This window comes from Variovorax sp. GW458-11-26-14-LB1, from assembly GCF_059423965.1.
On sequence record NZ_JBWKYW010000044.1, the window covers coordinates 34415 to 56294 of the forward strand.

Here is a 21880-nt window from a genome sequence, read left to right on the forward strand (position 1 = left end):
GTGGGCGAGCATTTTAGGCGGTCGCTATCGGGCCCCCTTGCCGCCTACCGGGCGAACAGGAAGTAGAGCGCGACGGCCACCACGGCCACGACAGCGATCACCTTGCCCGCGCGGGGCGAGCCGGAGGCGCCAGTGGAACTCCACGTCACGCTGTGGGTGCGCACGGTCTTCGTGCGCCCGCCGCTGCTGCGTTCCGTGCGGACGAGCGCGTCGGCCACGACCTGCCGGCCTTCCGGCGAGACCGCGGACATCGGCGTGGCGAGCACCTGCAGCTGCGCGGGCGTCAGCACGCCGGTGCGCACGGCCCAGGCGAGCGTGGCGGCCGGCGAGGCGGGCGCCGCCCATTCGGGCTCCTGTGCGGGCAGCAGGCTGAGGGCCTGTGCGTGCTGCGCGGGGTCGATCAGCTGTAGCGCCTGCAGTTGATCGAGGGCGCTCTCGGTCACGCCGTCTTCCAGGCGGTTCGCCATGAGGCTGATCTCGAGCAGCACCCAGGCCGGCGCCTGGCCGCTGACCATGGCCACGGCGTTCGCCACGGTGCGGTGCGCCTCGTCTTGCGCGCCGGGGGCGGCGCGGGCGCGCAGGCCGGGCAGCGACTCCGGCGCGACGATGCCCTTGGCGGCCGCCCAGCCCAGCGCTTCGCTCGGGGTGCGCAGCGGCGTGTCCGGCAGGTCGGGGTGCGCGAGCGCCTGCGCGTGTTCGGCGTCGGTCAGCAGGCGCAGGGTGTGCAGGTGCGACAGGGCCCGTGGGCCGGTTTCTTGGGGATTCATGGGGCCCAGTGTCCCAGAGGTCTTGGGAAGGGCCGCGCCGCCGGCCCGGCGCTCCCAGCGTGTGCGTTACTTCTCGGTGCGCGTCCAAATTTGGGCATCGACTCGATACACAACGCATCAATTAGTTAACACATATAACAATAAGGAACTATTAAGAACAATTGCTCAGGGAAGAAGGTATGCCATTGGTTTTGGGCGTCATGGGGCTCCCTCAGGTCGAGGTCGAGCTCCTGCGGATCATCGTTCGCCTCAGCTCCAATCTCCGGTCGTTGTGGACGGTCAGCGAGTCGCAGCCGTGCGACCTGTTGCTGGTGGACGGCGATGCGCCGGCCACCGAGCGGCAGACGCCGGCCGCGCGCTTCGTGGTGCCGATGGTGGCGCGCGGCGAGGCCGTGGCTGCCGCGCCCGCGCGTCGCACGCTGGCGCGCCCCATCTATGCGGAAGAGCTGGTCGCGCTGCTCAACCAGGTCGCGCCCAGCGGGGCCTCGGGCGACGCGGCGCGCGCCATGGTGCGCTCGATCCGTGCACGCGCTTCGCTGATCCGCTGGCCCTCGCAGGTGACCCTGCAGCGCCATCCGATCTACGTGCGACTGGCGGCGGCCCTGTCCAAGAGCGCGCAATCGGCCGAAAGCCTGAGCGTGCTGGGGCGTATCGACGTGCAGGAGTGCAGCACCTTCCTCGGCCTGCTGGAGGAAGAAGGCGCGCTGACCTGGTCGGAGGAAGCCCGCGCGCCGCGCCCCTCGGGGGCCAGTGCCGGCGCCGAGGCCGCGCAGCACAAGCGGGGCCTGCTCTCTCGCATCCGCCGACGCCTCGGGCTGGCCTGAACAGGGCGCCGGCATGAGGGACTTCAAGCTCGTCTTCACGGGCCCGATGGGCGTGGGCAAGACCACGGCCATCGCGGCCATCAGCGAGACCGCGCCGATCGCCACCGAGGTCGCCAACGCCGACACCTCGGTCGCCAAGGCCACCACCACGGTGGGGCTCGACTTCGGCCAGGTGACGCTGGACAACGGCGACCGGCTGCGCCTGTACGGCACGCCGGGTCAGAGCCGCTTCGACTTCATGTGGAAGATCCTGGTGCGCGATGCGCTCGGCCTGGCGATCCTGCTGGACAACAGCCGGCCCGACCCGCTGGCCGACCTGGCCCAGTACCTGGACGGTTTCGCCGGCGCGCTCGAGCGCATGCCCTGCGCCGTGGGCGTGAGCCGCCTGCCCTCGCACCCCACCCCCACGCTCGACGACTACGCGCAGGCGCTGGCAGCGCGCGGGCTGGTGCTGCCGCTGCTGGCGGTCGACCCGCGCCGCAAGGACGACGTGGTCGCGCTGATCGAGACGCTGCTGATGCAGATCGAAGTGCTCGACGAGGAGCCCGCGCCATGAAGATTCCCCACGCCCTGAAGCTGCGCGCCGCGGTCGAGGCGCGCCGCGTGCTCGACGAGGTCACGGGCATCGCCTCGGTGGTGATCGCCACGCCCGACGGCTTCGAGATCGCCAGCGTCGCGCGGCGCGACGTCGAGCCCGCGCGCATCGCCGCCATGGCCAGCTCGATCGCCGCCATCGGCGCCGTGGTGTCGCAGGAGGCGCGCCTGGGCCGCTGCACCTGCATCACGGTCGCGACCGACAACGGCTTTGCGCTCGTCAGCCCGGTGCACAGCGGCGAGACCTCGCTGGTCGTGAACGTGATCGCCGACGCCGATGCGGTGCTCGCACAGGCGATGTACCGCACGGCGGCCTGCGTGCGGGCGCTCGAGGCGCCGCAGCTCTAGGTTCTGGCTACGAATTCACGGGCGGGGACGGATTGGCATGCGACGTCTCCACCCTCTTTTTTCATTCGCATGAATTTCACTCACAGGACTTACTGACATGGCCTCGATCCAGACCAGCCTCGACACCCTCCTGACCGCCGACGGCGCCCTGTGCGCTGCCGTAGTCGATTCCGCCAGCGGCATGATGCTGGGCGCCGCCGGCTCCGGCGTGGACCTCGAAGTGGCCGCCGCCGGCAACACCGAAGTGATGCGTGCCAAGCTCAAGACGATGCGCGCGCTGGGCCTGAGCGACACCATCGAAGACATCCTGATCACGCTGGGCAAGCAGTACCACCTGCTGCGCCCGATGGCGCAGAAGGAAGGCGTGTTCATCTACTTCGTGCTCGACAAGGCGAAGTCGAACCTGGCGCTGGCCCGCCGCAAGCTGCAGGACGTCGAGAAGGACATCACCTTCTAACCAGATAGAAGGTGCACCGCCCTCGGGCGGATGGACGGGCCGGCTCCCTCGCGGGAGGCGGCCCTTTTTCTTTTCTGGAGGGGCGGCTACTTCGCCAGGTGCCCCAGCGGCAGCGCGCTGTTGGCCTTCACCTCGCCCAGCGAGAAGCTGGTGTGCAGGTCCTTCACGTTCGGCAGGTTCATGAGGTTCTGCCGCGCGAAGGCCGAGAAGCCGTTCAGGTCCTGCGCCACCACCTGCAGCTCGAAGGTGCCGGTGCCGCTGATGTAGTGACAGGCCACCACCTCGGGCATCTTGCGGATCGCGTCCTCGAGCTTGCGCGTGGCCTCGTGGGTGACGCGCTCGGTGTCCACGCGCACGAAGGCGAGCACGCCCAGCCCGATCTTGTGGCGGTCGATCTCGGCGCGGTAGCCCTTGATGAAGCCGGCGTCTTCCAGCGCGCGCACGCGGCGCCAGCAGGGCGCCGCCGACAGGCCCACGCGCTGCGCCAATTCGGCGTTCGTGAGGCGGCCATCGGTCTGCAGTTCTTGCAGGATAGCGAGGTCGAACTTGTCAATGCTTTCCATAGGGGTGGATGTTAAGCAAGATTCTTTCTGAAAGTCGTTTTTCCGAGGCAAAAAACGCAAACACCTGTCGCAGACCCCGGCATACACTTTGCGTCACCATGGGCTTGCGCCCTACCGGGCACAGACCCACACCCCTCAGCCAGGCCCACAAAGCCCTGCCAATACGGAGACAGAGAACATGAACGCCCCGCTGCCCGAGCACATCCGCCGCGCGCTAGAAACCGTCACGCTCGACGACAAATACAGCCTCGATTACGGCCGCGCCTTCATGAGCGGCGTGCAGGCCCTGGTCAAGCTGCCGATGCTGCAGCGCCTGCGCGACAAGCAGGTCGGCAAGAACACCGCCGGCTTCATCAGTGGCTACCGCGGCTCCCCGCTCGGCGGCTACGACCAGGCGCTGTGGAAGGCCAGCAAGTTCCTGAAAGAACAGAACATCGTCTTCCAGCCCGGCGTGAACGAAGAGCTCGCGGCCACGGCGCTGTGGGGCACGCAGCAGCTGGGCTTCTCGCCCCAGGGCACCAACAAGTTCGACGGCGTCTTCGGCATCTGGTACGGCAAGGGCCCGGGCGTGGACCGCTGCTCCGACGTCTTCAAGCACGCCAACATGGCCGGCACCACCGCCTGGGGCGGCGTGATCGCGGTGGCCGGCGACGACCACATCTCCAAGAGCAGCACGGCCGCGCACCAGAGCGACCACATCTTCAAGGCCTGCGGCACGCCGGTGTTCTTCCCGGCCAACGTGCAGGAAATTCTCGACCTGGGCATCCACGCCTTCGCGCTGAGCCGCTTCTCGGGCGTGTGGTCGGGCATGAAGACGATCCAGGAGATCGTCGAGTCCAGCGCCACGGCCATGATCGACCCCGAGCGCGTCGACATCGTCATCCCGACCGACTTCGAGATGCCGCCCGGCGGCCTGCACATCCGCTGGCCCGACCATGCGCTGGAGCAGGAAGCCCGGCTCATGCACTACAAGTGGTACGCCGCGCTGGCCTACATCCGCGCCAACCGCCTGAACCACAACGTGATCGAAGGCCCGAACGACCGCTTCGGCATCATGGCCAGCGGCAAGGCCTACAACGACACGCGCCAGGCGCTCATCGACCTGGGCCTGGACGACGCGGCCTGCCGCCAGCTGGGCATCCGCCTGCACAAGGTGGGCGTGGTGTGGCCGCTGGAGGCGCAGCTCACGCGCGAGTTCGCCACCGGCCTGCAGGAAATCCTGGTGGTCGAGGAGAAGCGCCAGGTCATCGAATACCAGCTCAAGGAAGAGCTCTACAACTGGCGCTCCGACGTGCGCCCCAACGTGGTCGGCAAGTTCGACGAAGGCGCCAGCTCCACGGACGACGGCTACTCCGGCGGCGAATGGTCGATGCCCAACCCGACCTCGCACACGCTGCTGCGCGCCAACGCCGACCTGAACCCGGCGCTCATCGCCAAGGCCATCGCCGGACGCCTGAAGAAGACCGGCCTCTTGGCCGCCGCGGGCGCCGACATGGCCGCGCGCATCGACGCGCAACTGGCCATCCTGGAGGCCAAGGAACGCGCGATGGTGGTGCAGCAGGCGTCCACCAGCGTGGCCGACGCCACGCGCCAGCCCTGGTTCTGCTCGGGCTGCCCGCACAACACCAGCACCGTCGTGCCCGAAGGTTCGCGCGCGATGGGCGGCATCGGCTGCCACTTCATGGCGACCTGGATGGACCGCTCCACCATCGGCTTCACGCAGATGGGTGGCGAGGGCGTGCCATGGGTGGGCCAGCAGCCCTTCACGACCGACCAGCACATCTTCGCGAACCTGGGCGACGGCACGTACTTCCACAGCGGCCTGCTGGCGATTCGCCAGAGCATCGCGGCGGGCGTGAACATCACCTACAAGATCCTCTACAACGACGCGGTCGCCATGACCGGCGGCCAGACCGTGGGCGAGCGCCCCGAGGGCCACTCGGTGCTGCAGATCGCAGAAAGCCTGCATGCCGAGGGCACGAAGAAGGTCGTCATCGTCACCGACGAGCCCGAGAAGTACGAGGGCGTGAGCATTCCGGGCGACCACGTGCAGGTGAAGCACCGCGACCTGCTCGACGACATCCAGCGCGAGTTCCGCGCCATGGCCGGCACCACGGCCATCATCTACGACCAGACCTGCGCGACCGAGAAGCGCCGCCGCCGCAAGCGCGGCACGGCCGTCGATCCGGCCAAGCGCGTGGTCATCAACGAGCTGGTCTGCGAAGGCTGCGGCGACTGCAGCGTGCAGAGCAACTGCCTCTCGGTGGAGCCGCTGGAAACCGAATTCGGCCGCAAGCGCACCATCAACCAGAGCAGCTGCAACAAGGACATGAGCTGCCTGAAGGGCTTCTGCCCGAGCTTCGTGACCGTCGAGGGCGGCCAGCTCAAGAAGAAGGGCAAGAACAAGGCGACCACGCCGGCCGAGTTCGGCCTGCTGGCCGAGCCCGCCATTCCGTCGCTCGCGGGCGGCAAGGTCTGGGGCGTGGTGGTGGCCGGCGTCGGCGGCACGGGCGTGATCACCATCGGCCAGCTGCTGGGCATGGCCGCGCACATCGAGGCCAAGGGCATCGTCACGCAGGACGCGGCGGGCCTGGCGCAAAAGGGCGGCGCCACCTGGAGCCACGTGCTCATCGGCGACACGCAGGACGACATCCGCACCACCCGCGTGGGCACCGCGGCGGCCGACCTGATCCTGGCCTGCGACCCGCTGGTGACGATCAACGCCGAGACCATGGCGCGCATGCGCGAAGGGCGCACGCACGTGGCGCTCAACAGCCACAGCGCGCCTACCGCGGCCTTCGTGCGCAACGCCAACTGGCAGAACCCCGAAGACGCCTGCGCCGCTGAAATTGCGCGCGCCGTGGGCATCGAGGGCCTGGGCGCTTTCGACGCCGATGCCGCCGCCACCGCGCTGATGGGCGACACCATCTACGTCAACCCGATGATCCTGGGCTACGCCTGGCAGAAGGGCTGGGTGCCGCTGGCGCACGAGTCGCTGATGCGCGCCATCGAGCTGAACGCCGTGGCCGTCGAGAACAACAAGACCGCCTTCGAGTGGGGCCGCCAGGCCGCCGTGCGCCCGGACGAGCTGCAAAAGCGCGTGCGCCCGGGCCAGGTCATCGAGTTCAAGAAGCGCGAGACGGTCGAGGCCCTCGTCGCTCGTCGCGCCGAGTTCCTCACCGGCTACCAGAACGCCGCCTACGCCGAGGAATACAAGGCCTTCGTCGGCCGCGTGCAGCAGGTCGAGTCGGCCGTCGGCAAGAGCACGGGACTGGCCGAAACGGTGGCGCGCTACCTGTTCAAGCTCATGGCCTACAAGGACGAGTACGAAGTCGCCCGCCTGCACACCGACCGCACCTTCCTCGATCGCGTCGAGGGCATGTTCGAAGGCGACTACAAGCTCAACTACCACCTGGCGCCGCCGCTCATGGCCAAGAAGAACACCAAGGGCCAGCTGCAGAAGCAGAAGTTCGGCCCCTGGATGCTCACGGGCTTCCGCTTCCTGGCGAAGCTCAAGGGCCTGCGCGGCACGGCGCTCGATGTCTTCGGCCGCACCGAAGAGCGCAAGACCGAGCGCGCCCTCATCGGCGAGTACCGCGCCAGCATCGAGGAAGTGCTCAAGGGCCTGCGCGCCGACAACCACGCGCTGGCGCTGGAGATCGCGAGCCTGCCCGAGCAGATCCGCGGCTACGGCCACGTCAAGGAGCGCAACCTGGCGGCGGCCCGCACCCGCTGGACCGAGCTGATGGGCAAGTGGCGCAACCCCCAGGCGCAGCGCGCAGCGGCCTGATCCGCCAGGCCCGTTTCCCCTGACAAAGAGCGCCCCTGCGGCGCTCTTTGCTATTTAAACGATAGCTGAAAGCCCTCGGGGGTGCGCCGGATAAGGGCGCGAAACGGCCATCCGCGCCGAATACAATGCCCGACTGCGCGCGGCCTCCCCCGCCGAGCCTTTGACTTGCGGCCCGCATCCCTCGTGGGCGCGGAACCGCGGGCCCGGCCCGCGCATCTGAAGTCTTTTTCTTCTCTCTTCCCTCTGCTGGAGACTCTCTTGTTCATTTCCTCTGCTTTCGCTCAAACCGCGCCCGCAGCCGCCGGTGGTGGCGACATGTTGTCTTCGCTGGGCAGCATGCTGCCGCTGGTGCTGATGTTCGTGGTGCTGTATTTCGTCATGATCCGCCCGCAAATGAAGCGCCAGAAAGAGGCCCGCGCCATGATCGAAGCCCTGGCCAAGGGTGACGAAGTCGCCACGGCCGGCGGCGTGCTCGGCAAGATCACCTCGCTGAACGACCAGTACCTCGGCCTGGAAATCGCCAACGGCGTCGAGATCAAGATCCAGCGCAGCGCGGTGGTCCAGGTGCTGCCCAAGGGCGCCGTCAAGCAATAAAAGCGTGAGCTGAACCTTGCGCTTCAGGGCGCAGGGCCCCAAGTCACGCCGTGTTCCATTTCTGAAACGCTTGTGAAAAGCGCCTTCTCATGAACCGTTACCCGGTCTGGAAGTACACGATCATCGTGATCGTGCTGCTCGTGGGGCTCATCTACGCCCTGCCCAATTTCTTCGGCGAGGCACCCGCGGTGCAGGTGTCCGCGGCCAAGACGACCGTCAAGGTCGATGCCGCCACCCAGACCCGGGTCGAGGAGGCGCTGAAGGCGGCCGGCCTGACGCCCGACCTGGTGACGCTGGACGCCGGCTCGCTGCGCGCCCGCTTCACCACCACCGACGACCAGCTCAAGGCGCGCGACGTCGTGCAGCGCGCCCTGGTGCCCGACGCCAGCGACCCGCCCTACACGGTGGCGCTGAACCTGCTGTCGCGTTCGCCCAAGTGGCTCACGTCGCTGCATGCGTTCCCGATGTACCTGGGCCTGGACCTGCGCGGCGGCGTCGACTTCCTGCTGCAGGTCGACATGAAGGGCGCCATCGACAAGAAGGCCGAATCGTTCGCGAGCGACCTGCGCACCACCTTCCGCGACAAGAGCATCCGCGGCACCCAGGTCAGCCGCAACGGCCAGACCGTCGAGGTGACCTTCCGCGACGCGGCCTCACTGGAGACCGCCAAGCGCCTGATCGTGGACCAGTTCCCCGACCTCAGCACCACCGACACGCAAGACGGCACCAACTGGCGCCTGACCGCCACCATCAAGCCCGAGGCGGCCCGCCGCCTGCAGGACGCCGCGCTCAAGCAGAACATCACGACCCTGCACAACCGGATCAACGAACTCGGCGTGGCCGAGCCGGTGATCCAGCAGCAGGGCCTGGACCGCATCGTCGTGCAGCTGCCCGGCGTGCAGGACACGGCCAAGGCCAAGGAAATCCTGGGCCGCACCGCCACGCTCGAAATGCGCATGGTGGACGAAAGCGCCGAAGGCCGCGCGGCCGAACTGAGCGGCGCGCCCGTGCCCTTCGGCTCCGAGAAATTCCTCGACCGCGGTGGCCGCCCGGTGATCGTGAAGAAGCAGGTGCTCGTCACCGGCGAGAACCTCACCGATGCCCAGCCCGGCTTCGACCAGCAGAGCAACCAGCCCAAGGTCGACCTGACCATGGACGCCAAGGGCGGCCGCATCATGCGCGACGTCAGCCGCGAGAACTACAAGAAGCGCATGGCCATGCTGATCTTCGAGAAGGGCAAGGGCGAAGTGCTCACGGCCCCGTCGATCAACGGCGAACTGGGCAACCGCTTCCAGGTCTCGGGCTCGATGACGGTGGCCGAAGCCAGCGACCTCGCCCTGCTGCTGCGCGCCGGCTCGCTGGCCGCGCCCATGGAGATCATCCAGGAGCGCACGATCGGCCCGACGCTCGGCGCCGACAACATCGAGAAGGGCTTCAAGAGCGTGATGTACGGCTTCCTGGCCATCATGGTCTTCATGTGTGCCTACTACGCGCTGTTCGGCCTGTTCTCGTCGATCGCGCTGGCCGTGAACCTGATGCTGCTGGTCGCCATCCTGTCGATGCTGCAGGCCACGCTCACGCTGCCCGGCATCGCGGCCATGGCGCTGGCCATCGGCGTGGCCATCGACTCCAACGTGCTGATCAACGAACGCGTGCGCGAAGAGCTGCGCAACGGCGCCTCGCCGCAGGCCGCCATCCACGCGGGCTACGACCGCGCCTGGGGCACGATTCTCGACTCCAACGTGACCACGCTGATCGCCGGTATTGCGCTGCTGGCCTTTGGCTCGGGTCCGGTGCGCGGCTTCGCGGTGGTGCACTGCATCGGCATCGTCACCTCGATGTTCTCTGCCGTGTTCTTCTCGCGTGGCCTCGTGAACTTCTGGTACGGCCAGAAGAAGAAGCTCAAGTCTGTGTCGATCGGCACCGTCTGGCGGCCCAAGACCGACGGCACGGCCGTGGTCGACACCAAGTAACGGCCGAGGACCATCGCCATGGAATTCTTCCGCATCCACAAGACCATCCCGTTCATGCGCCATGCCCTGGTGCTGAACATCATCTCCTTCGCAACCTTTGCGCTGGCGCTGTTCTTCCTGTTCCACCGCGGACTGCACCTGTCGGTGGAGTTCACCGGCGGCACGGTGATGGAAGTGGCCTACGAGCAATCGGCCGACATCGGCAAGGTGCGCGAGGCCGTCACCAAGCTCGGCTATCCCGAAGTGCAGGTGCAGAACTACGGCACCTCGCGCGACGTGCAGATCCGCCTGCCCACCCAGAAGGGCATGAGCTCCGACCAGCAGAGCGCGCAGGTCATGCAGGCGCTGAAGTCGGTCGACCCGTCGGCCACGCAGCGCGGCATCGAGGTCGTCGGGCCGCAGGTCGGTGACGAGCTGACCTCCAACGGCATCAAGGCGCTGGCCATGGTGGTGATCGGCATCATGATCTACCTGGCGTTCCGTTTCGAATGGAAGTTCGCGCTGTCCACCGTGCTGGCCAACCTGCACGACGTGGTGATCATCCTGGGCTTCTTCGCCTTCTTCCAGTGGGAGTTCTCGCTGGCGGTGCTGGCGGCGGTGCTGGCGGTGCTGGGCTACTCGGTGAACGAGTCGGTCGTGATCTTCGACCGCGTGCGCGAGAACTTCCGTCGTTACCGCAAGATGACGACCACCGAAGTCATCGACAACGCGATCACCTCGACCATCAGCCGCACGATCATCACCCACGGCTCCACGCAGCTCGTGGTGCTGTCGATGTTCTTCTTCGGCGGCCCCACGCTGCATTACTTTGCGCTGGCGCTGACCATCGGCATCTGCTTCGGCATCTACTCGTCGTGCTTCGTGGCCGCCGCGATCGCGATGTGGCTGGGCGTGAAGCGCGAGGACCTGATCAAGGGTCCGCCGGTCAAGCGCGACGGCGACTCCGGCGGCGACGACCCGAACGCCGGCGCCGTCGTCTGAGGGATACTTCGGCGCCAGCTTCGCGTCACCCGCACTTGTGCGGTGGCGCATCCCGATGCAAGCTCGGGGCTGTCGCCGATGAACCGTTCTCTCCGGCCTTTCCGATCCATCAATGAGCACTGCGCGGTCCGCTTCTTCCCTGCAGCTCGCACGCGAGGCGCGTGAGCGTTTCGTGGCGGCCACGGAAGGCGCGATCGCTCCGCTGGCCCAGGCCATCCGCGACCGGCTGACCGCGGTGGCCTCCGATGTCGGCAGCGCGCGCACCATGCAGGAAAGCCGCGACGACCTCGTGGCGTTCCAGGGCCATGCCTCGCAGTGGGTGTCGCTGGCGCAGACCGGCTGGCGCAAGGCGCTGGGCACGGGCCCGGCGGGCGGCACATCGTCGGCCCCCGCGGCGCTGCGGCTGGAACTCATCGGCGACGAGGTGGTCGAGAGCAACATCCTCGCCTCGCGCCTGGCACAGACCATCCACGACAAGGCCAGCTTCGAACTCAGCGACCTGCGCCTGCGCATCCAGCACCTCGAAGGCACGCACGAGCTCGATGCCCGGGACGTGCTGAAACCCGAGACCCTGGCCAAGCTGCTGGTGGAACAGTGGCTGGCCGCCGGCCTGAGCCGCGAGGCCTGGGGCCGCGTGCAGGGCACGGTGCAGCAGGCCCTGGCGGATGTGGTCGTGAAGGCCTACGAAAACGCCAACGCCTTCCTGATCGCGCAGGGCGTGATGCCCGAAATCGACCTCAAGAGCTTCGTGCGCCGCACGGGCGATTCGGGCGGCGGCCCGTCGTCCATGGGCATGCCGGTGTCGTCGAGCATGCCGATGGGGCAGGGGGCGCCGGCGGGTGCGGCTGTGCCGCACGGCCAGCAGCAGCCATCGCAGCCGCTGCAGCGTCCGGGCTTCGCTTTCCAGGCCTCGCATGCGGCGTCCGTGCCGTCGTCGGGGCCGGCCTCCAGCTCGATGATGGGCAGCTCGCCGCTAGCCTTCGCGCGGCAGCGCGCGCAGACCGCGCTGCTGAGCCTCAAGCGCTTTGTCGCCGCGCGCATCGGCGGCGAGGCCGGCGCCTCGCAACCGGGCGGAGGCACGACCGGCACCGGCGGCGGCGTGGCCGCGCCCCGCGTGTTTTCACGCACCTTTGCCGGCGCCATCGCCGATGCCGAGGTCGCCTACCGCATGGCGGCCACGCAGTACATCGACGGCGGCGGCGAGCAGGCCACGCTGATCCAGCAGACCGCCGTCGACCTGCGCCGGCGCACCGCCGAGCTCAAGAAGCGCGCGCCCACCACGGCCGACAAGGCCACGGTCGAGATCGTGGCGCTGATGTTCCAGGCCATCCTCGCGGAAGAACGCATTCCGTTCTCCGCCCGCGTGTGGTTCGCGCGGCTGCAGATGCCCGTGCTGCGCGTGGCCATCGCCGAGCCCGAGTTCTTCGGCACCCTGCAGCACCCCGCGCGCATGCTGATCGACCGCATGGGCTCCTGTGTGATGGGCTTCGACGCCGCCGCCATCACCGGCAGCGCGCTCGAGAACGAGATCAAGCGCGTGGTGCAGGTGATCGAGCAGTACCCCGAGACCGGCCAGCGCGTATTCAAGCTGGTGTTCGACGAGTTCGTCGCTTTCCTCAGCCGCTACCTCACGCAGAGCGACGCCACGCAGCGCGTCATGAGCGTGGCGCAGCAGGTCGAGCAGAAGGAGACGATGGCGATCCAGTACACCATCGAGTTGCGCAAGATGCTCAACGACATGCCGGTGCGCGACGAGATCCGCGAGTTCCTGTTCAAGGTCTGGGCCGAGGTGCTGGCCATCGCCGCGCTGCGCTACGGCGCACAGGGCGAGCACACCGTGATGCTCAAGCGCGTGGCCTCCGAGCTGGTCTGGGCCGCCAGCGCCAAGCCCAACCGCGCCGACCGCGCCCGCGTGATCCAGGACCTGCCGCAGCTGCTGCAGCGCCTGCGCCAGGGCATGGACCTGCTGGGCATCGTCGGCGAGCCGCAGGAAGGCCACATCAAGACCATCGGCGCCACGCTCACCGACGCCTTCATGTCGAAGACCGAGGCCATTCCGCAGGCCAAGATCGAGGCCATGGCCGAGCGGCTGGCGCACCTCGAAGACTTCGTGACCGACGACGGCACCGCCTCCAGCCTGCCGCTGGACGCGCAGAGCATCGAGCTGCTGCTCGGCGTGGACGCGACCGCGATCGAGGTCATTTCCGACACCGCCGGCGTCAAGGTGGCCGAGGACATGCTCGCGTGGACGCACGAACTGCAGGTCGGCAACTGGTTCATGCTGGACCACAACGACCGCGTGACCCAGGTCCAGTTCGTCTGGCGCAGCGACCGCAAGCAGCTGCACTTGTTCGCCTCGGCCGACGGCCGCAGCTTCCTCATCCAGGCTGGGCGCTTGGCGATGTACCTGCAGGCTGGCCTGCTGGTGCCGGCCGAGGAAGAAACGCTCACCGCGCGCGCAACGCGCGAGGCGCTGGCGAAGCTCGATGCGAATCCCGAGCGGCTGCTGAACTAGTCAGCCGCTCGGCTGCTCTCGTCTGTGCCGGGGAGCGCTTGAACTGCCTGGGGGCGAGTTCAGTGCGCCGTGCGGCCTTCGCGGCTCTCGCAGAGTTCGTCGAGCACGAGGGCATCGGGCTCGATGCCGGTGCTCCAGTGCACCATCAGCACGATGATCTTGAGTTCGTCCAATGCCACCGGGTCGCCCGGCGCGGCCATCGCGCGCTCGACGACGATCTCGCGCAGGCCGCAAGGCAGCACGTTCGAGAGTTCGAGAAAACGGATGAAGCCGAGGCACTCGGCGCCGAGGTGTTCCTGCTCCGACGGCGAGTACACGCGCATCGACTGGCTCGATTGCGGAAGTGCCGCCTCGGGTGCGCCGCCCAGCGTGACGCGGGCAGTGGTGATGGCGTTGTCGTCATCGCCTTCACTGGCCTGGTGTTCAAACTGCAGGCCTTGCGTGGCAAGGCTCAGGCCATCGAGCCACTGCAGGGCGTCGCGAATTTCGTCCGCCTCGAAGCCGTGCGCACTGAGCTTGCGGCCCAGCTGTTCGGGTTCGGGGCAGGCATCGCCGCGCCAGTAGTTTTCATACACAAACACGAGCACTTCGAACATGGGCCCAATATAGCCGAGGAATCTGTCGTGCGTCCCCAGGCTTTCGTGCACTTCGTGCGTCAGCCGACGGCGGCTCTTTGAAACAGGCCGCCGGGCAGCCGCGAGACATGCCCGTCGAGTTCAAGCTCGAGCATCTTCGCCTGCAGCTGGGCCGCGCTCCAGCCGGTGCGTGCGCTCAGCGCATCGAGGCTCACCGGGTCGAAGCCGAGGGCATCGAGCAGCGGATGCTCCGGGGCCGGCGAAGGCGTGTCGGTGGAAGGCGTGCGAGCGGGCGGCGCCAGCGGCGGCAGTTCTTCGAGGATGTCGTTCACCGACTCGACCAGCTTCGCGCCCTGCCGGATCAGCGCATGGCAACCACGCGATTGCGGCGAGTGGATCGAACCCGGGATCGCGAACACTTCCTTGCCCTGCTCCGAGGTGAGCCGTGCGGTGATGAGCGAGCCCGACGCCAGTGCGGCCTCGACCACCAGCGTGCCGCGCGCCAGGCCCGCGATGAGGCGGTTGCGCTTGGGAAAGTTCTGCGTGAGCGGCGGCGTGCCCAGCGGCAGCTCGCTCACGATCAGCCCCTGCAGCGTGATGCGGTGCGCCAGGTCGCGGTGCCGCGCGGGGTACACGCGGTCCAGGCCGGTGCCGACCACGGCCACCGTGGCGAGCACCGGGGCGTCGCCGGCCGCGTCGAGCGCGCCGAGGTGCGCCGCACCGTCGATACCGAGCGCCAGTCCCGAGACCACGGGCAGGCCCGCTTCGCCCAGCGCCCGCGCAAAGGCGCGCGCATGGCTGGCGCCCTGTGGTGTCGGGTTGCGGCTGCCGACCACGGCAAGGCTGCGGCCGAGTTGCGTGAGGTCGAAGGCGGCGGCGCCGAGCACGTAGAGCATCAGCGGCGGGTCGACCATCTCGAGCAGCGAGCCCGGGTAGCCGGCGTCGCCGAGCGTCACGACGCGGCGCGTGATGGCGCCGCCAGTGGGGTCGTCCGCGGGGTGCAGCCATTGCCAGGTCTGGTCGACCTGCGCCTGCAGGCCGGAAGGCGGCTGCTTCAGCGCGGCGGCCTGGGCGGTGCTGACGACTTCGCCCAGCGTCGCCTCGGGCTGCGCGAAGATCGCGTCAGGCAGCCCGAAGGCCGCGAGCAGGCGGCGTGCGGCGCCGTCGCCGACGCCTGGGGTCAGTGAAAGTCGCAGCCAGCCTGCGAGTTCTGCGCGTTCCAAACGAGTGTGCGAGAAAGAAGCCTCAGGCGCGTGTCAGGGATTGACGAGGAAGTCGCCGGCGCGGGGAGTGTCGTTGATTTCGAGCACGAGTGCGTACGAGACTTTCTCGAAGGTGCGGAACACCATCAGCAGGCCGATGCGTTCGTTCGGCAGCTTGATGGTTTCCTTGCGTGCGCCGGTGCGGTCGAGGATGGTCTCGCCGTTCTTCAGGATGGCCAGCACGTGGCCGTTGTCGACGCCGTCGCGCGTGCCCTTGTTGATGGCCACGACCTGGTTCTGCGCGGCGTACTGCACGGCATTGCCGTAGACCGACACGATGCGGCCGTCCACCTGGGTGGAGGGCGCGCGCGGTGCGTAGCTCAGCAGCTGGCGCGGCGGCTCGGGCAGCAGGCGGTCGCCGGCGCGCATTTCTTCGCGCGACGCAATGATGTCGATGCTGGCCGGCACGACGGTGATGACGTCCTTGTCACCGGTCGTCTCGATGGTGGTCGATTCGCCGCGCTGCAGCTGGGCCTTGCCCAGGTACTGCGCCTCGTAGCCGAGGATTTCGCCCGTGCCGGGGTCTTTCAGCGGCGTGGCGCTGCGGAAGATGCGGTAGTGCTGCACCGGGCCCGGCTTCTCGACCAGTGGCGATTCGGCATTGCCGCGCGCATAGGCGCGGTCGCCGCGCGACAGCAGCACGCGGCTGTCGTTCCCGGCCACGATGCGCGGCGCGGCGTCGAGCGTGTTGGCGTCGACCACGATGGGTTCGCTGAGGAAGGGCTCGATCAGGCTCGGGTTGAGCGTGGGCAGGGCCATGCCGGCGAGCGAGTCGAAGCGCGTGCGCGGCGACAGCTTGATGGTGCCGCCGTCGCCGCCAGAGACGCCGCGGCGCGTGGTCAGGCGGGCGCGGCCGCCGCTCTTGTCCAGGTACAGCACCTGGCCCGGGTAGATGCGGTGCGGGTCCTGGATCTCGTTGATGTTCATGCCCCAGAGCTCCGGCCAGCGCCAGGGGCGCAGCAGGTACAGGCGCGAGATGGCCCAGAGCGTGTCACCGGGCTTGACCGTGTACTCGTCGGGCGCCTTCGGCGACAGCTCGCTCAGCGGCACGCCGGCCTGGGCGGTCTGCTGGGCGGTGGCGCGCTGCTGGGGCGTGACCGGGTAGGTCGTCTGCGCCCAGGCCGCCGTGGCGCCGCAACTGCCGGCCACCGCCAGGGCGGCCGTCCAGAAGGCAAAGAAGGTCGGGCGCTGGTGTTCGGTGGAGCTGGGCTGTGTCATGTCTGGATGGGTGAGCGCACGAAGTATCGTGGCGCATACGAATCTCACAATTTGCTACGAATTCTGCGCCCGAAGCCCTTGCAAGGGCAACGTTTTCGCGTCATTGCGCCGCGACGCGTCGCGGAATTGGCGAAAATAGCCACAACTTCCCCCCGATTTCATGGCCAAACGAATCATTCTGAGTTACCCCGACAAGCGCCTGCACACGGTGGCCAAGCCGGTGCAGGGCGTGGACGCGCGCATCAAGACGCTGGTCGCCGACATGCTGGAAACCATGTACGACGCGAGCGGCATCGGCCTGGCCGCGACCCAGATCGACGTGCACGAGCGCGTGGTCGTGATCGACGTCTCCGAAGAGCGCAACGAGCCGATCGTGCTCATCAACCCGGAAATCACCTGGGCCAGCGACGAAAAGGTGCTGAATGAAGAGGGCTGCCTCTCGGTGCCCGGCATCTACGACGGCGTGATGCGTTCCACCTCGGTGAAGGTCCAGGCGCTCGACGCCGACGGCAACACCCACACCATCGAGGCCGACGGCCTGCTGGCCGTGTGCATCCAGCACGAGCTCGACCACCTCATGGGCAAGGTGTTCGTCGAATACCTGTCGCCGCTCAAGCGCAACCGCATCAAGAGCAAGCTCCTCAAGCAGCAGCGCGAGGACATGAAAGAAGCACGGGCATGAGCCACCGGGCTGCGTGGTCCTCGCTGGCCGCCGCCGGACTGTTGTTCCTGGCGGGTTGCGTCAGCGAACCCACGCGCATCCAGCCCGGCACCTCCGCCGCCGAAACCCTGCAGCGCCTGGGTGCGCCCACCGGCCGCTACCCGCTCAACGGCGGCGGCGAGCGCCTGCAGTACTCGCGCATGCCGGCCGGCTTCGAGGTGGTCGACATCGACCTCGACGCGTCCGGCAAGGTCGTCTCGGTGACCCAGGTGCTCACCGAGGCGCGCTTCGACCACGACATCCAGGTCGACCGCTGGCGCCAGAACGAGGTGCTGGCCTTCTACGGCAAGCCCTACGAAATCAGCCGCGTCAGCTCCTTCGACGGCACCGTCTGGACCTGGCGCTACAAGGCCATCAACGAGCGTCGCATGCTCTATATCTACATCGACCCCACCGGCGTGGTGCGCCGGTATCACACGGGGGATGACCTCGAATTCGAACGGATCCGGGATTGAGCGCGTTGAAAGTCGTTTTTGCGGGCACGCCCGAGTTCGCGCGCGTCGCCCTGGAGGCCATCGCCGCCGCCGGCCATGACATCGTCGGCGTGATGAGCCAGCCCGACCGGCCCGCCGGTCGCGGCATGAAGCTGCAGGCTTCGCCCGTCAAGCAGTGCGCCGTGACCCACAACTGGCCCGTCGCCCAGCCGCGCAGCCTGCGGCTCGATGGCAAGTACCCCGACGAGGCCACCGCCGCGCGCGACACGCTGCTCGCGTGGCAGCCCGACGTGATGGTGGTCGCGGCCTACGGGCTGATCCTGCCGCAGTGGGTGCTCGACCTGCCGACGCACGGCTGCCTCAACATCCACGCCAGCCTGCTGCCGCGCTGGCGCGGCGCGGCGCCGATCCACCGCGCCATCGAGGCCGGCGACGCACAGACCGGCATCACCATCATGCAGATGGACGCGGGCCTGGACACCGGCGACATGCTGCTGCGCGAGGCGATCGACATCGCACCCGGCGAGAACACCGCCCGCCTGCACGACCGGCTGGCCGCGCTCGGCGGGCGCATGGTGGTCGAGGCACTGGCGCAGATCGGCCAGCTGGTTCGCACGCCGCAGCCCACCGAAGGCATCACCTACGCCCACAAGGTCGAGAAGCACGAAGCGCTGATCGACTGGACGCAGCCGGCCGCCGCCATCGTGCGCCGCGTGCTGGCCTTCGATCCGTTCCCCGGCGCCAACAGCCCGCTCGGTGGCGAGACCGTCAAGCTCTGGGCTGCGCACGTGGCGCCCGGCCCTGCAGGCGCCGCGCCCGGCACCGTCGTCTCGGCCGACGCCACCGGCGTCGCCGTGGCGGCGTCGGACGCCACCGTGGTGCTCACCGAACTGCAACGCCCGGGCGGCAAGCGCCTGCCCGCGGCCGATTTCCTGCGCGGCTTCGACCTGAAGGCCGGACAGGTCTTCGGCTGATGTTCCTCTCGCCCACGCTGCGCCGCCAGCCCGAGTTCCGCGCCGGCATGCGCGACATGGCCTCGGCCGCGCTCGGCATCGGCGCCTGGGGCCTGATGACCGGCGTGGCCATGGTCAAGTCGGACATGAGCGTGCTCGAGGCCGTGGCGATGACCCTGTTCGTCTACGCCGGCAGCTCGCAGCTGGCCGCCATCCCGCTGCTGGCCGCGGGCGCGCCGGCCTGGGTGATCCTGGCGACGGGCTTCTGCGTCAACCTGCGCTTCGTGGTGTTCAGCCTGCACCTGCGGCCCTACCTCATGCACATGCCGCGCTGGCGCCGCCTGCTGCACGGCTATCTGACGGCCGACCTGAGCTACGCGCTCTTCACGAAGCAGTACACGGCCCCGCCGACCACGCCCGCCGAGCGGCTGGCGCAAGAGGCCTACCTCACCGGCAACTACTTCGTGACCTGGTGCGCGTGGATGGGCATGAGCCTGCTGGGCATCGCGCTGGCCAACCTCATTCCGCAGACCTGGGGCCTGGGCTTTGCCGGCGTGCTGAGCCTGGTGGCCATCGTCTGCTCGATGGCGACGACGCGGCTGCGCGTGCTGGCCGCGCTCATCGCGGGCGCCACGGCGGTCGCGGCCTATGCGCTGCCGCTCAAGCTCAACATCGTGGTCGCCATCGGCGTGGCGGTGCTGCTGTGCTTCTGGCTCGAAAAGCAGTTCGGGCTCGACCCCGACGCGGAGGACGACAAGTGAACAGCGGCGGCACCGACTGGTGGTCCATTGCCGTGATCGCCGGCCTCGCGGCCGTCACGGTGCTCACGCGCTGCTTCTTCTTCATCCTCGACCGGCCCTGGGGTCTGCCCGAGTGGGCGCACCGCGCGCTGCACTACGCGCCGGCCGCCGCGCTGGCCGGCGTGATCGCACCCGAGATCGTGATGACGCAGGGCCACCTGATCACCACGCTGCACGACGCCCGTCTCTATGCGGCGGTCGTCGGCGGCGCTTATTACTTCTGGCGGCGCGGGGTGCTCGGCACGATGCTGGCCGGCATGGCGGTGTACCTGCCCCTGCACCTGGGACTGGGCTGGTAGCCGGGCCGTCAGCTCAGTCGAGCTTCACGCCGGCTGCCTGGATGATCTTGCCCCAGCGATCGCTCTCCGCGCGCGAGAGCTTGTAGAAGTCCTGCGGCGTGCCGGGCAGCGCCTCGAAGCCGAACTCCGCAAACAGCTTCACCACCTTCGGTGCCTTCATCGCCTTGTGCAGCTCGGTGTTGATGCGCGCCACGGCCTCGGGCGGCATGCCGGCCGGGCCGATCAGGCCGTGGAAGGCGTAGGCGTTGACGTCGCTGAAGCCGGCCTCGACAAAGGTCGGCACCTCGGGCAACGCACTGGCGCGCTGCGGCAGCGCGATGGCCAGCACGCGCACCTTGCCCGACTTGATGATCGGCAGGCCCGAGGCCAGGTCGAGCATCATCGTCGGCACCTGGCCTCCCATCACGTCGGTCATGGCGGGCGCGGCGCCCTTGTACGGCACGTGCGTGATCGTGAGGCCAGCCTTCTGCTTGAACAGCTCCATCGCCATGTGGTGCGGCGAACCGTTGCCGGGCGAGGCGTAGCTCACCTTGTCGGGGTTGGCCTTCACGTAGCGCACGAACTCAGCCACGTTCTTCGCGGGGAAGTCGGGGTGCACCACCAGCGCCACCGGGAAGCGCCCGATGGTGCCGATGTAGGTGAAGTCGGTCGCCGGCTTGTAGGGCAGCTTGGCGAACATGTGCTCGTTGAACAGCAGCGCCGCGTTCTCGGCCTGCATGATCGTGTAGCCGTCGGGCTTGGCCTGCATCATCACCGACACGCCGATGTTGGTCGACGCGCCGGGGCGGTTGTCGATGATCAGCGGCTGGCCCAGCGACGGCTGCATGGCCTCGGCCAGCGAGCGCGCGAGGTTGTCGGTGCCGCCGCCGGCCACGTAGGGCACGATCCATTTCACGGGTTGGCTGGGGTAGGCCGCCGGTTGCGCCGACGCGAAGGGTGCGGCGGCGAGCGCGAGGGTCGCGGCCAGCAGGGGAAGAAGGCGTTTCATCGTTTGTTGTCTCCGTTGCTTTGTTGAAAAAGGGGGCGGCTCAGGTGCCGCGCAGGATCTGCCAGAGCTCGCGGTCGCGCTCGGCGGTCCACACGACCGGGTGCTCGATGCCGCGCAGTTCGTCGTAGGCGCGCGAGACGTCGAAGGGCAGCACGTGCTGGAACACCGGCCAGCCGCCGAAGCGCGGCGTCATGGCCGCCTCGGCGCGCGCGAAGCAGCCCTTGAGCGTTTCGCCCGCGGCGATGCCCGCGCGCACGCTGTCGAGCAGCGTGGAGAGAAAGTCCTTCGTGAGCCCGATCGCTTCGGCGCAGGCGGCTTCGCCTTGCAGCACCGCGCCGCGCCCGGGCACCAGCACGCGCGGCTTGAGCGCGCGCACGGCGTCGAGCGTGCCGGCCCAGTCGCCGATGTAGGCGTCGCCCGCGTACACGCCACAGTGGTTCTCGACCACGTCGCCCGCAAACAGCACGCCGCTGTCGGGCAGCCAGGCCACGGTGTCGCCGCTCGAATGGCCGCGGCCCAGCGCCATGAGCCGCAACTCGCGGCCGTCGCCCAGCGGCAGCGTCATCTCGCGTTCGAAGGCCGTGGTGGGGAAGGTCAGGCCCGGAATCTCTTCCACGCCCGCGAACAGGCGCGGGAAGCGGCTGACCTCCGACTCGAAGTCGGCCTGGCCGCGCGTGCGGATCCAGTCGAGCGTGCCGTTGCTGGCGACGATCTCCTGCACCTCGTCGAAGGCGCTCGCGCCCATCACGCGCACCGCGTGGTAGTGCGTGAGCACGATGGTGCGAATGGGCTTGTCGGTCACGCTGCGGATCGCCGCGAGGAAGTCGCGCGCCATGCGCGGCGTGGGGCGGGTGTCGATCAGCACCACCTGCTCGTCGCCGACGACGAAGCCGCAGTTGGGATCGAAGTCGCTGATGTAGCCGTAGGCGCCCGGCGCGAGTTCCTGCAGCCGGGGCTTCTGCTCGCGGGTGTCGGAGGCGGAAGCGAAAGAGACGGTGGCGGTCATGGAGGTGTTGTCGTGGTCGTGGGGATGTCGTCGTCGGCCTCGGCCGCCGCGCGGATGCAGGCGAGCAGCACGGCCTGGTCGGCGCACTGGTTGGCCAGCAGCAGCACGAGGCGGGCGTTGAGGTCGGTGCTCTGCGCCTCGGTGCGGCCTTCGTGCGCGGCCAGCAGGGCGGCGTAGAAGCCGTCGGGGTCGGGGATGCGGGGCTCGGTGATCATGGG

22 protein-coding genes are annotated in these 21880 nt (G+C 68.5%); 14 read left to right on the forward strand and 8 right to left on the reverse strand.

Annotated elements, in window-relative coordinates; translation table 11 throughout:
- Positions 1 to 44: 44 nt before the first annotated feature.
- The gene (locus tag AC07YS_RS24180) at positions 45 to 767 is read right to left on the reverse strand and encodes a hypothetical protein (RefSeq protein WP_495269226.1); all 723 of its coding nucleotides are present in this window, start codon (positions 765 to 767) and stop codon (positions 45 to 47) included.
- 179 nt (positions 768 to 946) lie between these two features.
- Between AC07YS_RS24180 and AC07YS_RS24185 the strand changes: the two genes are divergently transcribed.
- The 4 genes from AC07YS_RS24185 to AC07YS_RS24200 all read left to right on the forward strand — a co-directional run bounded on the left by AC07YS_RS24185 (position 947) and on the right by AC07YS_RS24200 (position 2990).
- Positions 947 to 1591 (forward strand): hypothetical protein, encoded by a 645-nt coding sequence (locus AC07YS_RS24185; RefSeq protein ID WP_495275735.1) that lies wholly within the window; start codon positions 947 to 949, stop codon positions 1589 to 1591.
- A gap of 13 nt (positions 1592 to 1604) precedes the next feature.
- A complete protein-coding gene (locus AC07YS_RS24190; RefSeq protein ID WP_495269224.1) occupies positions 1605 to 2147 on the forward strand; it encodes a GTP-binding protein in 543 nt (180 codons plus the stop codon).
- A complete protein-coding gene (locus AC07YS_RS24195) occupies positions 2144 to 2533 on the forward strand; it encodes a roadblock/LC7 domain-containing protein (RefSeq protein ID WP_307582181.1) in 390 nt (129 codons plus the stop codon). The genes AC07YS_RS24190 and AC07YS_RS24195 overlap by 4 nt, the downstream gene beginning before the upstream one ends.
- A 97-nt stretch (positions 2534 to 2630) precedes the next feature.
- On the forward strand, positions 2631 to 2990 hold the full coding sequence (locus AC07YS_RS24200) for a hypothetical protein (protein WP_062478225.1): 360 nt from the start codon (positions 2631 to 2633) through the stop codon (positions 2988 to 2990).
- Positions 2991 to 3076: 86 nt separating this feature from the next.
- Here AC07YS_RS24200 and AC07YS_RS24205 read toward each other — a convergent pair whose 3' ends face one another.
- Entirely contained in the window at positions 3077 to 3553 is a 477-nt protein-coding gene (locus AC07YS_RS24205) for an Lrp/AsnC family transcriptional regulator (protein ID WP_062478228.1), read from the reverse strand.
- Positions 3554 to 3731: 178 nt separating this feature from the next.
- Here AC07YS_RS24205 and AC07YS_RS24210 point away from each other — a divergent pair, with 178 nt between their 5' ends.
- The 5 genes from AC07YS_RS24210 to AC07YS_RS24230 all read left to right on the forward strand — a co-directional run bounded on the left by AC07YS_RS24210 (position 3732) and on the right by AC07YS_RS24230 (position 13406).
- A complete protein-coding gene (locus AC07YS_RS24210; protein ID WP_495269223.1) occupies positions 3732 to 7343 on the forward strand; it encodes an indolepyruvate ferredoxin oxidoreductase family protein in 3612 nt (1203 codons plus the stop codon).
- A gap of 258 nt (positions 7344 to 7601) precedes the next feature.
- A complete protein-coding gene (gene yajC, locus AC07YS_RS24215) occupies positions 7602 to 7937 on the forward strand; it encodes a preprotein translocase subunit YajC (RefSeq protein WP_062478234.1) in 336 nt (111 codons plus the stop codon).
- Between the two features lie 89 nt (positions 7938 to 8026).
- Positions 8027 to 9910 (forward strand): protein translocase subunit SecD, encoded by a 1884-nt coding sequence (secD, locus tag AC07YS_RS24220; protein ID WP_062478237.1) that lies wholly within the window; start codon positions 8027 to 8029, stop codon positions 9908 to 9910.
- A gap of 18 nt (positions 9911 to 9928) precedes the next feature.
- Positions 9929 to 10891 carry a protein translocase subunit SecF gene (gene secF / locus AC07YS_RS24225; protein WP_062478240.1) on the forward strand — a complete coding sequence of 321 codons (963 nt, stop codon included), beginning with the start codon at positions 9929 to 9931 and terminating at the stop codon, positions 10889 to 10891.
- Positions 10892 to 11003: 112 nt separating this feature from the next.
- Positions 11004 to 13406, forward strand: a complete 2403-nt coding sequence (locus tag AC07YS_RS24230; protein ID WP_495269222.1) for a DUF1631 family protein — start codon at positions 11004 to 11006, stop codon at positions 13404 to 13406.
- 59 nt (positions 13407 to 13465) lie between these two features.
- Here the strand turns inward: AC07YS_RS24230 and AC07YS_RS24235 are convergent, their stop codons facing one another.
- The 3 genes from AC07YS_RS24235 to AC07YS_RS24245 are packed head-to-tail and all read right to left on the reverse strand — an operon-like array spanning position 13466 to position 16461.
- Positions 13466 to 14002 (reverse strand): Smg family protein, encoded by a 537-nt coding sequence (locus AC07YS_RS24235; RefSeq protein ID WP_493195051.1) that lies wholly within the window; start codon positions 14000 to 14002, stop codon positions 13466 to 13468.
- Between the two features lie 59 nt (positions 14003 to 14061).
- Positions 14062 to 15204 carry a DNA-processing protein DprA gene (gene dprA, locus AC07YS_RS24240; RefSeq protein ID WP_495269221.1) on the reverse strand — a complete coding sequence of 381 codons (1143 nt, stop codon included), beginning with the start codon at positions 15202 to 15204 and terminating at the stop codon, positions 14062 to 14064.
- 33 nt (positions 15205 to 15237) lie between these two features.
- On the reverse strand, positions 15238 to 16461 hold the full coding sequence (locus AC07YS_RS24245) for a LysM peptidoglycan-binding domain-containing protein (RefSeq protein WP_070063232.1): 1224 nt from the start codon (positions 16459 to 16461) through the stop codon (positions 15238 to 15240).
- 160 nt (positions 16462 to 16621) lie between these two features.
- Here AC07YS_RS24245 and def point away from each other — a divergent pair, with 160 nt between their 5' ends.
- The 5 genes from def to AC07YS_RS24270 are packed head-to-tail and all read left to right on the forward strand — an operon-like array spanning position 16622 to position 19668.
- Positions 16622 to 17143, forward strand: coding sequence for a peptide deformylase (gene def / locus AC07YS_RS24250; protein WP_070063231.1), 522 nt, complete (start codon positions 16622 to 16624; stop codon positions 17141 to 17143).
- Positions 17140 to 17637, forward strand: a complete 498-nt coding sequence (locus AC07YS_RS24255) for a hypothetical protein (RefSeq protein ID WP_095950492.1) — start codon at positions 17140 to 17142, stop codon at positions 17635 to 17637. The genes def and AC07YS_RS24255 overlap by 4 nt, the downstream gene beginning before the upstream one ends.
- A complete protein-coding gene (gene fmt / locus AC07YS_RS24260; protein WP_495269220.1) occupies positions 17634 to 18590 on the forward strand; it encodes a methionyl-tRNA formyltransferase in 957 nt (318 codons plus the stop codon). The genes AC07YS_RS24255 and fmt overlap by 4 nt, the downstream gene beginning before the upstream one ends.
- On the forward strand, positions 18590 to 19330 hold the full coding sequence (locus tag AC07YS_RS24265; protein WP_062478259.1) for an AzlC family ABC transporter permease: 741 nt from the start codon (positions 18590 to 18592) through the stop codon (positions 19328 to 19330). Before fmt ends, AC07YS_RS24265 begins: the two co-directional genes overlap by 1 nt.
- Positions 19327 to 19668 carry an AzlD domain-containing protein gene (locus AC07YS_RS24270; RefSeq protein WP_495269219.1) on the forward strand — a complete coding sequence of 114 codons (342 nt, stop codon included), beginning with the start codon at positions 19327 to 19329 and terminating at the stop codon, positions 19666 to 19668. The genes AC07YS_RS24265 and AC07YS_RS24270 overlap by 4 nt, the downstream gene beginning before the upstream one ends.
- A gap of 13 nt (positions 19669 to 19681) precedes the next feature.
- Here AC07YS_RS24270 and AC07YS_RS24275 read toward each other — a convergent pair whose 3' ends face one another.
- Genes AC07YS_RS24275 through AC07YS_RS24285 form a run of 3 tightly spaced genes read right to left on the reverse strand, consistent with a single transcriptional unit; the run spans position 19682 to position 21877 of the window.
- Positions 19682 to 20656: a Bug family tripartite tricarboxylate transporter substrate binding protein gene (locus AC07YS_RS24275; protein ID WP_495269218.1), complete on the reverse strand. Its 975-nt coding sequence runs from the start codon at positions 20654 to 20656 to the stop codon at positions 19682 to 19684.
- Positions 20657 to 20696: 40 nt separating this feature from the next.
- Positions 20697 to 21662, reverse strand: coding sequence for an MBL fold metallo-hydrolase (locus AC07YS_RS24280; protein ID WP_495269217.1), 966 nt, complete (start codon positions 21660 to 21662; stop codon positions 20697 to 20699).
- The gene (locus tag AC07YS_RS24285; protein WP_495273757.1) at positions 21659 to 21877 is read right to left on the reverse strand and encodes a DUF2783 domain-containing protein; all 219 of its coding nucleotides are present in this window, start codon (positions 21875 to 21877) and stop codon (positions 21659 to 21661) included. The genes AC07YS_RS24280 and AC07YS_RS24285 overlap by 4 nt, the downstream gene beginning before the upstream one ends.
- Between the last annotated feature and the right edge of the window lie 3 nt (positions 21878 to 21880).

Excerpts from the sequence above, each read along its gene's own strand:
- AC07YS_RS24180 (WP_495269226.1), bottom strand. The coding sequence starts at position 767 with ATGAATCCCCAAGAAACCGGCCCACGGGCCCTGTCGCACCTGCACACC.
- AC07YS_RS24185 (WP_495275735.1), top strand. The coding sequence starts at position 947 with ATGCCATTGGTTTTGGGCGTCATGGGGCTCCCTCAGGTCGAGGTCGAG.
- AC07YS_RS24190 (WP_495269224.1), top strand. The coding sequence starts at position 1,605 with ATGAGGGACTTCAAGCTCGTCTTCACGGGCCCGATGGGCGTGGGCAAG.
- AC07YS_RS24195 (WP_307582181.1), top strand. The coding sequence starts at position 2,144 with ATGAAGATTCCCCACGCCCTGAAGCTGCGCGCCGCGGTCGAGGCGCGC.
- AC07YS_RS24200 (WP_062478225.1), top strand. The coding sequence starts at position 2,631 with ATGGCCTCGATCCAGACCAGCCTCGACACCCTCCTGACCGCCGACGGC.
- AC07YS_RS24205 (WP_062478228.1), bottom strand. The coding sequence starts at position 3,553 with ATGGAAAGCATTGACAAGTTCGACCTCGCTATCCTGCAAGAACTGCAG.
- AC07YS_RS24210 (WP_495269223.1), top strand. The coding sequence starts at position 3,732 with ATGAACGCCCCGCTGCCCGAGCACATCCGCCGCGCGCTAGAAACCGTC.
- secD (WP_062478237.1), top strand. The coding sequence starts at position 8,027 with ATGAACCGTTACCCGGTCTGGAAGTACACGATCATCGTGATCGTGCTG.
- secF (WP_062478240.1), top strand. The coding sequence starts at position 9,929 with ATGGAATTCTTCCGCATCCACAAGACCATCCCGTTCATGCGCCATGCC.
- AC07YS_RS24230 (WP_495269222.1), top strand. The coding sequence starts at position 11,004 with ATGAGCACTGCGCGGTCCGCTTCTTCCCTGCAGCTCGCACGCGAGGCG.
- AC07YS_RS24235 (WP_493195051.1), bottom strand. The coding sequence starts at position 14,002 with ATGTTCGAAGTGCTCGTGTTTGTGTATGAAAACTACTGGCGCGGCGAT.
- AC07YS_RS24245 (WP_070063232.1), bottom strand. The coding sequence starts at position 16,461 with ATGACACAGCCCAGCTCCACCGAACACCAGCGCCCGACCTTCTTTGCC.
- def (WP_070063231.1), top strand. The coding sequence starts at position 16,622 with ATGGCCAAACGAATCATTCTGAGTTACCCCGACAAGCGCCTGCACACG.
- AC07YS_RS24255 (WP_095950492.1), top strand. The coding sequence starts at position 17,140 with ATGAGCCACCGGGCTGCGTGGTCCTCGCTGGCCGCCGCCGGACTGTTG.
- AC07YS_RS24265 (WP_062478259.1), top strand. The coding sequence starts at position 18,590 with ATGTTCCTCTCGCCCACGCTGCGCCGCCAGCCCGAGTTCCGCGCCGGC.
- AC07YS_RS24275 (WP_495269218.1), bottom strand. The coding sequence starts at position 20,656 with ATGAAACGCCTTCTTCCCCTGCTGGCCGCGACCCTCGCGCTCGCCGCC.
- AC07YS_RS24280 (WP_495269217.1), bottom strand. The coding sequence starts at position 21,662 with ATGACCGCCACCGTCTCTTTCGCTTCCGCCTCCGACACCCGCGAGCAG.
- AC07YS_RS24285 (WP_495273757.1), bottom strand. The coding sequence starts at position 21,877 with ATGATCACCGAGCCCCGCATCCCCGACCCCGACGGCTTCTACGCCGCC.